A 7,175-nucleotide genomic window follows, 5' to 3' on the forward strand; every position below is an offset into this window, starting at 1 on the left:
GTCACGTGCAGGCCGCCATCGACGACACCTGCGCGCAACACCTCGACGCCACCCCTTTGGCCGGCGCCGGGCGGAATCTGCACTGCGTCGTAGTTCGTGCTCATGCCATCGTTACCGGTAGCAAACAGCTTTCGCCGCATCGACGATCTCGGCGACCGACGGCAGCGCCAGTTTTTCGAGATTGGCGGCATAGGGCATCGGGACGTCCTTGCCGTTTACGCGCATCACCGGCGCGTCGAGATAATCGAAGGCGCGCTCCATCGCGCGCGCGGCGATCTCAGCGCCGATGCCGCATTGCGGCCAGCCTTCTTCGACCGTGACCAGCCGCCCGGTCTTCTGCACCGACTGGATGATCGTGTCGGTATCGAGCGGGCGCAAGGTGCGCAGATCGATCACCTCGGCCTCGATGCCCTCGCCGGCCAAGGTCTCGGCCGCGTCGAGGGCGACGCCGACGCCGATCGAATAGGAGACGAGGGTGACGTCGCTCCCCTCGCGCGCGATCCGGGCCTTGCCGATCGGGAGGATGTGATCGTCGAGCTTCGGAACCTCGAAGCTCTGGCCATAAAGCAATTCGTTCTCGAGGAATACGACCGGGTCTTCAGACCGGATCGCAGCTTTGAGCAGACCTTTCGCGTCCGCCGCCGTATAGGGAGAGATGACGATCAGGCCGGGGACTGAGGCGTACCACGGCCCATAATTCTGGCTGTGCTGCGCGGCGACCCGCGAGGCGGCGCCGTTCGGCCCGCGAAAGACGATCGGGCAGCGCATCTGACCGCCGGACATATAATTGGTTTTCGCCGCCGAATTGATAATGTGATCAATCGCTTGCATGGCGAAGTTGAAAGTCATGAACTCGATGACTGGCCTCAAGCCGCCCATCGCCGCGCCGGTGCCGACGCCCGCGAAGCCATATTCGGTGATCGGCGTGTCGATCACGCGGCGCGGGCCGAACTCGTCGAGCAGGCCCTGCGTCACCTTGTACGCGCCCTGATATTCGGCGACCTCTTCGCCCATCACGAAGACCCGCTCGTCGGCGCGCATCTCTTCCGCCATGGCGTCGCGCAACGCCTCGCGCACCGTGGTCTTCACCATCTCGGTGCCTTCGGGCACGTCCGGATCGGCGACGGCAGCGCGCGGCGCCGGCTTCACCAGCTGCGCGGTGCCGCTCGCGGCCTCGGCCGGCGCCGGAGCCTCGGATTCCGCCTGCTTCTTCTCTTTGGCGAGAGCTTCGGCGGGAGCGGCTTCGGCCTCCTCGCTCTCACCGCCGATGAGTGCGATGACGGTGCCGACCTTCACCTCGTCGGTGCCCTCGGGAACGAGGATCTTCGAAATCACGCCCTCGTCGACGGCCTCGAACTCCATCGTCGCCTTGTCGGTCTCGATCTCCGCCAGGATATCGCCGGAAGCGACCGTGTCGCCCTCCTTCACCAGCCACTTGGCGAGCGTCCCCTCCTCCATCGTCGGCGAGAGCGCGGGCATCTTCAATTCGATCGCCATCAGTCGCTACCCACCAGAACGTCGGTATAGAGCTCGGCCGGCTCGGGCTCGGGCGCCTGCTCGGCGAAGTCGGCGGCTTCGACGACGATGTCCTTGATCTCCTTGTCGATCGCCTTCAGAGCGTCCTCCTTCACCCCGGCCCTCTCCAGCTCGCGCTTGACCGCCTCGATCGGGTCGGACTGCTCGCGCACCGACTGGACCTCGTCGCGCGAGCGGTATTTGGCGGGGTCGGACATGGAGTGGCCGCGATAGCGGTAGGTCTTCAATTCGAGCAGGATCGGCCCCTTGCCGCCGCGCACCCAGGCCAGCGCGGTCTCGGCCGCGCCGCGCACGGCGAGCACGTCCATGCCGTCGATCTGCAGGCCGGGGATGCGGAAAGACTCGCCGCGGCGGTAGAATTGGTCCTCGGCGCTGGAACGCTGCACCGAAGTGCCCATCGCATATTGGTTATTCTCGATCACGAAGATGATCGGCAGCGACCAGAGCGCGGCCATGTTGAAGGCCTCGTAAACCTGGCCCTGATTGGCGGCGCCATCGCCGAAATAAGCGAGGCAGACGCCGCCCTCGCCCGAATATTTGTGGCCGAAGGCGAGGCCCGCGCCCAGGCTCACCTGCGCCCCGACGATGCCGTGCCCGCCGTAGAAGCGGTGCTCGGTCGAGAACATATGCATCGAGCCGCCCTTGCCCTTCGAGATGCCCGCCTGGCGCCCGGTCAATTCGGCCATGATCACCTTGGGATCGATGCCGTAGGCGAGCATGTGGCCATGGTCGCGATAGCCGGTGATGACGCTGTCCTTGCCGACTTCGAGCGCCGACTGCAGGCCGACCGCGACCGCCTCCTGGCCGATATAGAGATGGCAGAAACCGCCGATCAGGCCGAGACCATAGAGCTGGCCGGCGCGCTCCTCGAAGCGGCGGATCAGCAGCATCTGCTTGTAGAAATCGAGCAGCTCGTCCTTCGAAGCCCGGTAGCGCTTCGGCTCGGCCGGGCGCTCGCGATTGGGCGTGGCGGGCGGCTTGGCCGCGGCCTTTGACGGAGCCTTCCTGCCCTTGGGTGCGGCGCGTGGCGACGATGCGGCCCTGGCCATGAAGCGGCCCTCTCCTTCTCTGGCGGATGGCTCGCGATCCTATGGCGGCAAACGCGCCCACGCGCAACGGGCGGCGCGGCGGATACCAGTCGAAGGATTAGCGCCGCGCGGCGGGCCGGGGCCGGAGGTCGGCGGCCGCGCCGTCCATCTCGATGATCACCTCGTCGGGACGGACGAGGCCGAGATCGCGGCGGATCATCTCGTCGGCGAGGTCGGGATCGACATTGCCGGGATCGAGCAGCCGGGCGCGCTGCGCCAGCCGCGCCCGCTCCGCCTCGAGCTGGGTGAGCTGGACGACGCGCTCGGCCTTGGCGCGGCGATAATCACCCCAGGACAGGACGCCGTTGTCGCCAATCACCGCATAGCCGACGAAGTTCGCGATGATGAGCAGACCGAGCGCGGGCAGCGCCGCGCGCTTGATCAGGGCCAGGGGATTGCGGATCGCCGTCATCGCGCCGTCACAGAATCAGTTAATTCGCGCCGAATCAAGCTCTTTGAGCCCGAAGCCGCAGAAATACGGCAAGCTGCCCGCTCAGCGAGTCGAGGTGAAAATCCCGCGCCCCGCATAATGGGCGACCTCGCCGAGCTCTTCCTCGATCCGTAGGAGCTGGTTGTATTTGGCGGTGCGGTCCGTGCGGGCGAGGCTGCCGGTCTTGATCTGCCCGCAATTGGTGGCGACGGCGAGGTCGGCGATCGTCGTATCCTCGGTCTCCCCCGAACGGTGCGACATCACTGCGGTGTAGCCGGCGCGATGCGCAGTCTCGACCGCTTCGAGCGTCTCGGTCAGCGTGCCGATCTGGTTGACCTTGATCAGGATCGAATTGGCGAGGCCTTGCTCGATCCCCATCCTGAGGCGCCTCGGGTTGGTGACGAACAGATCGTCGCCGACCAGCTGGACACGCCCCCCGAGCCGTTCGGTCAGCGCCTTCCAGCCGTCGAGATCGTCCTCGGCCATGCCGTCCTCGATCGAGGCGATCGGATAGGCCTCGGCCAGCTCGGCGAGGAAAGCGGCCATTTCCTGCGGGGTCAGCGTCGCGTCCTCCCCTTCCATTCGATAATGGCCGTCCGCGAAGAACTCGGTCGCGGCGCAGTCGAGGGCCAGCACGACGTCCTCGCCCGGCCGGTATCCGGCTCGCTCGACCGACTTCATGATGAAGTTGAGTGCCTCGTGCGCCGAGGCCAGATTGGGCGCGAAGCCGCCTTCGTCGCCGACCGCAGTGGACAGGCCGGCGTCATGCAGGCCTTTCCTCAGCGTGTGGAAAATCTCGGCGCCGCAGCGCAGCGCCTCGGAGAAGCTTGGCGCGCCGACCGGCATGATCATGAATTCCTGAAAATCGATCGGATTGTCGGCATGGGCGCCGCCGTTCAGGATGTTCATCATCGGCACCGGCAGGGTGATCGCGCCCTCTCCGCCGACGGCGCGGTAGAGCGGGAGGCCGCGCGATGCGGCGGCCGCTTTGGCGACAGCCAGGCTGACGCCGAGGATCGCATTGGCGCCGAGGCGAGATTTGTTCTCAGTGCCGTCGAGCGCGATCAGCGCGGCGTCGAGCGCGGCCTGGTCCGCGGCATCCATGCCGACGATTCCGGCAATTTCGCCGTTCACCGCCGCCACCGCCTGGCCGACGCCCTTGCCCAGCCAGCGGCTCTTGTCGCCGTCGCGCTTCTCGACCGCCTCGTGGGCGCCGGTCGAGGCGCCGGAGGGCACCGCGGCACGGCCGAAGCTGCCGTCGTCGAGCCAGGCGTCCACTTCCACCGTCGGATTGCCGCGGCTGTCGAGAATCTGACGGGCGTGAAGGCGGGCGATCGCGGTCATTTCGTTTCGGCCTCTTATCGAATGAAGGGGACGTCGCTATATCGGTCGAGGCGCCGCTTATCGGCCGGGTCAGTGACATGCAACTTTCCCGCCCGAGCCTGCGGAACGCAAGGCGCGGGCCGCGTGTTCTCAGGGGTGGAGTTGAGCCCTTTGCCAGTGGAGAAAGTCTATGCCCCGTCGTGATCCCGAGCTTCCCGAAGGCACCGACCAGGTGGTGAGCGGCGCCGCCGCGGACGGCACGAGCAGCAGCGGCGGCGGCTTCGTCGCCAAGGCGGGCGGCGACGTGCGCGACGCCACCGACAAGCTGGTCAGCCAGGTCCGCGATCAGGTCACGACCCTGCGCGGCCAGGCCGGCGAGCGGATCCGCTGCTATGCCGACGACGGCAAGGGCAAGGCGAGCGACCTGCTCGACGAGCTCGGCGGCGTGCTCGGCGACGCGGCGCGCTCGGTCGATACAAGGCTCGGCGAGGATTATGGCGAATACGCCCATCGCGCCGCCGACGCGGTCAGCTCCTTCGCCGGCAAGGTCCGCGACAAGAATGTCGACGATTTCTTCGACGACGCGCGCGAGTTCGTCCGCAAGAGCCCGATGGTCGCGGTCGGCATCGCCGCCGTCGCCGGCTTCGCCCTGATCCGCGTGCTCCGCACCGGGCTCGACGATGTCTCCGGCCGGAGCGGCGGCGGCGCCAAGCGCAAGCGCGACGAGGCCTGAGCCGTTGGACGGGGCGGGACCGGACAGGGACGAAGAGTCGATCGGCGACCTCGTCGGCCGCCTGGTCGAGGACGGGCGCGACTAGGCCAAGGCCGAGCTCGAGCACTACACGGCGATCGCCGCCCACCGCGCCGGGCGCGCCCGCGCCGCCGCGATCCTGCTCGGGATCGGCGCCTACCTCGGCCTGCTCATCGGAATCGCGCTCGTCGTGGGCGTCGTCGCCGGCCTGTCGCGGCTGATGGATCCGGTGCTGGCCGGGCTCGTGGTCGCGGCCGTGCTCGCGGTCCCCGCGGCGCTGCTGATCCGTGCCGGCGCCGGCGGCATGGCGGCGCTCGGCGGCGACGAGGACGAGCGCCGGGCGATCCAGTGCGGCGCGGGCGAAAGATGAGCCTGTCCGAAATCGAGGACAGCAAGCGCGCCGCCATGCGCGCGCGGCGCCGGTTCGAGGCGACGCTCGCCGCCGCCCAGCAGCGACTCCACCCGCAGAACCTCGCCGGCGAGGCGTGGGACGGGGTCAAGGGCAAGAGCGCCGACCTCGCCGAGGGCGCGCTCGGGGCAGTCAAGAAGCGCCCGGCGGCGGTGTCGCTCGCGCTCGGCGCGCTCGGCCTGTTCCTCGCCCGCGCGCCGTTGAAGCGCGCGGTGAGCCGGCTGATCGCGGGTGACGAGGATTCCGGGGCCGACGCGGGGATCGATCCCTCCGACGCGGAGTTAAGGGAAACGGCGTGACGCCGGAGAGTTTGTGACGAAAGGGAGTGCGTAAGATGCGGGACAAGGACACGAAAGGCGCGGGCACAGTCCGCGACCGCGCGGCGGAGGCGCTCGACGCCGCCCGCGACCGCACCCGCACGGCCTATGAGACGGCGCGCACCCGCACCCGCGACACCGCTCGTCAGGTCACCGACCAGATGGCGATCTATCCCGTAGGCGCGGTGATCGGCGGCCTCGCCGTCGGCGCCATCCTCGGCTTCCTGCTGCCGCGAACGAAGCGCGAGACCGAGCTGCTCGGCGCGACTGGCCGGCGGATGGTAGAGGCCGGGCGCGAGGCCGTGCAAAAGGGCTTCGATGCGGGCCGCGAGCGGGTCGATTCAGTGACCGGCAAGGTCGTGCGCGAGGTCGGTACCGCGGTACGCGAAGCGGTCGGCGCGAAGGATTGAGCTCTTCGTCGCCGCCACGCCTTGCGCGCGGCGGCGAGGCTGCTAGGCGGCGCGCATGAGCAAGCTCCATCTCGTGTTCGGCGGCCGGGTCAGTGATCCGCGCGGCCTCGATTTCGACCTCGATACGATCGACATGGTCGGCCTCTATCCCGACTATGCCAGCGCGCTCGACGCCTGGCGCGGCAAGGCCCAGCGCACCGTAGACGACGCCGAGATGAAATATGTCGTCGTCCATCTCCACCGGCTGCTCGAGCCGGACCTGAACGCGAAAGCCTAGGCCCGCCGGTAGCGGAGCAGGAGCAGCGGCATCGCCAGCGCGACTCCGACGATGAAGCCGCCGATATGAGCGCCGATCGCGATCCCGATGCCGTAGCCGCCCAATGTGATCCCGACGATGAACTGGAGCGCGACCCAGGCCGCCATCAGCCAGAGCGCGTTGAGCGCCATGGCGAGGCGCGGGCTGGCGACCTTGACCCGGTTGCGCCCGAACAGGATCGCATAGGCGCCGAGCACCGCCGAGATCGCCCCGCTCGCGCCGATCATCGGATAAGGCGCGGTCGGTTCAAGCAGATATTGCCCGCCCGCCGCCGCATAGGCACCCACCACGTAGAGGATGGCGAGGCCGACCGGCCCGAGCGTGGCCTCGACCGGCCGCCCGCAGAAGACCAGGATCAGCAGGTTGAAGCCGAGGTGGATCCAGTTGGCGTGGAGGAAAGCGGCGGTCAGCGGCGTCAGCCAGAAGGGCGCGAGCGCGAGGCCCTGATCGCCGAACGCCAGCCGGGCCGGAATGAAGCCGCCCCAGACCGCCGCTGGCGCGTCCAGCCGCATCGCGCCGACCAGCAGCCAGGCGGCCGCCGTGACGATGGCAAGGACGAGGGTCAGCCGCGCCCTCGCCCAGCTTTGCGGCACGC

At 68.5% G+C, this 7,175-nt stretch carries 10 protein-coding genes; 5 read left to right on the top strand and 5 right to left on the bottom strand.

Going from position 1 to position 7,175, the window contains the following annotated elements; genetic code table 11:
- Nucleotides 1-111: 111 nt before the first annotated feature.
- From ACT4N8_RS02755 to eno, 4 genes are all read right to left on the bottom strand, one after another.
- Nucleotides 112-1,497 carry a pyruvate dehydrogenase complex E1 component subunit beta gene (locus ACT4N8_RS02755; protein ID WP_444856608.1) on the bottom strand — a complete coding sequence of 462 codons (1,386 nt, stop codon included), beginning with the start codon at nucleotides 1,495-1,497 and terminating at the stop codon, nucleotides 112-114.
- Nucleotides 1,497-2,585, bottom strand: coding sequence for a pyruvate dehydrogenase (acetyl-transferring) E1 component subunit alpha (gene pdhA / locus ACT4N8_RS02760; RefSeq protein ID WP_444856609.1), 1,089 nt, complete (start codon nucleotides 2,583-2,585; stop codon nucleotides 1,497-1,499). Before pdhA ends, ACT4N8_RS02755 begins: the two co-directional genes overlap by 1 nt.
- Before the next feature lie 97 nt (nucleotides 2,586-2,682).
- Entirely contained in the window at nucleotides 2,683-3,036 is a 354-nt protein-coding gene (locus ACT4N8_RS02765) for an FtsB family cell division protein (RefSeq protein ID WP_444856610.1), read from the bottom strand.
- 81 nt (nucleotides 3,037-3,117) lie between these two features.
- Nucleotides 3,118-4,398 carry a phosphopyruvate hydratase gene (eno, locus tag ACT4N8_RS02770; RefSeq protein ID WP_444856611.1) on the bottom strand — a complete coding sequence of 427 codons (1,281 nt, stop codon included), beginning with the start codon at nucleotides 4,396-4,398 and terminating at the stop codon, nucleotides 3,118-3,120.
- A gap of 169 nt (nucleotides 4,399-4,567) precedes the next feature.
- Between eno and ACT4N8_RS02775 the strand changes: the two genes are divergently transcribed.
- From ACT4N8_RS02775 to ACT4N8_RS02795, 5 genes are all read left to right on the top strand, one after another.
- Nucleotides 4,568-5,110 (top strand): hypothetical protein, encoded by a 543-nt coding sequence (locus ACT4N8_RS02775; RefSeq protein ID WP_444856612.1) that lies wholly within the window; start codon nucleotides 4,568-4,570, stop codon nucleotides 5,108-5,110.
- A 208-nt stretch (nucleotides 5,111-5,318) separates the two neighbouring features.
- Nucleotides 5,319-5,498, top strand: coding sequence for a hypothetical protein (locus ACT4N8_RS02780; protein ID WP_444856613.1), 180 nt, complete (start codon nucleotides 5,319-5,321; stop codon nucleotides 5,496-5,498).
- Nucleotides 5,495-5,836, top strand: a complete 342-nt coding sequence (locus ACT4N8_RS02785; RefSeq protein WP_444856614.1) for a hypothetical protein — start codon at nucleotides 5,495-5,497, stop codon at nucleotides 5,834-5,836. Before ACT4N8_RS02780 ends, ACT4N8_RS02785 begins: the two co-directional genes overlap by 4 nt.
- Nucleotides 5,837-5,871: 35 nt before the next feature.
- Nucleotides 5,872-6,264 carry a hypothetical protein gene (locus tag ACT4N8_RS02790; protein ID WP_444856615.1) on the top strand — a complete coding sequence of 131 codons (393 nt, stop codon included), beginning with the start codon at nucleotides 5,872-5,874 and terminating at the stop codon, nucleotides 6,262-6,264.
- Nucleotides 6,265-6,319: 55 nt separating this feature from the next.
- The gene (locus ACT4N8_RS02795) at nucleotides 6,320-6,541 is read left to right on the top strand and encodes a DUF4170 domain-containing protein (RefSeq protein WP_444856616.1); all 222 of its coding nucleotides are present in this window, start codon (nucleotides 6,320-6,322) and stop codon (nucleotides 6,539-6,541) included.
- On the opposite strand, the gene ACT4N8_RS02800 is transcribed toward ACT4N8_RS02795, so the two are convergent.
- A partial coding sequence (locus ACT4N8_RS02800) for a rhomboid family intramembrane serine protease (protein WP_444856617.1) occupies nucleotides 6,538-7,175 on the bottom strand: 638 nt, incomplete at its 5' end. The two genes, ACT4N8_RS02795 and ACT4N8_RS02800, sit on opposite strands and share 4 nt — an antisense overlap.

Origin of the sequence: Sphingosinicella sp. (genome assembly GCF_052387495.1) — a bacterium.
Lineage (GTDB): Bacteria > Pseudomonadota > Alphaproteobacteria > Sphingomonadales > Sphingomonadaceae > Allosphingosinicella.

Bases quoted from the DNA above. Each gene is read 5' to 3' on its own strand.
- ACT4N8_RS02755 (WP_444856608.1), bottom strand. From the start codon at position 1,497: ATGGCGATCGAATTGAAGATGCCCGCGCTCTCGCCGACGATGGAGGAG.
- pdhA (WP_444856609.1), bottom strand. From the start codon at position 2,585: ATGGCCAGGGCCGCATCGTCGCCACGCGCCGCACCCAAGGGCAGGAAG.
- ACT4N8_RS02765 (WP_444856610.1), bottom strand. From the start codon at position 3,036: ATGACGGCGATCCGCAATCCCCTGGCCCTGATCAAGCGCGCGGCGCTG.
- eno (WP_444856611.1), bottom strand. From the start codon at position 4,398: ATGACCGCGATCGCCCGCCTTCACGCCCGTCAGATTCTCGACAGCCGC.
- ACT4N8_RS02775 (WP_444856612.1), top strand. From the start codon at position 4,568: ATGCCCCGTCGTGATCCCGAGCTTCCCGAAGGCACCGACCAGGTGGTG.
- ACT4N8_RS02785 (WP_444856614.1), top strand. From the start codon at position 5,495: ATGAGCCTGTCCGAAATCGAGGACAGCAAGCGCGCCGCCATGCGCGCG.
- ACT4N8_RS02790 (WP_444856615.1), top strand. From the start codon at position 5,872: ATGCGGGACAAGGACACGAAAGGCGCGGGCACAGTCCGCGACCGCGCG.
- ACT4N8_RS02795 (WP_444856616.1), top strand. From the start codon at position 6,320: ATGAGCAAGCTCCATCTCGTGTTCGGCGGCCGGGTCAGTGATCCGCGC.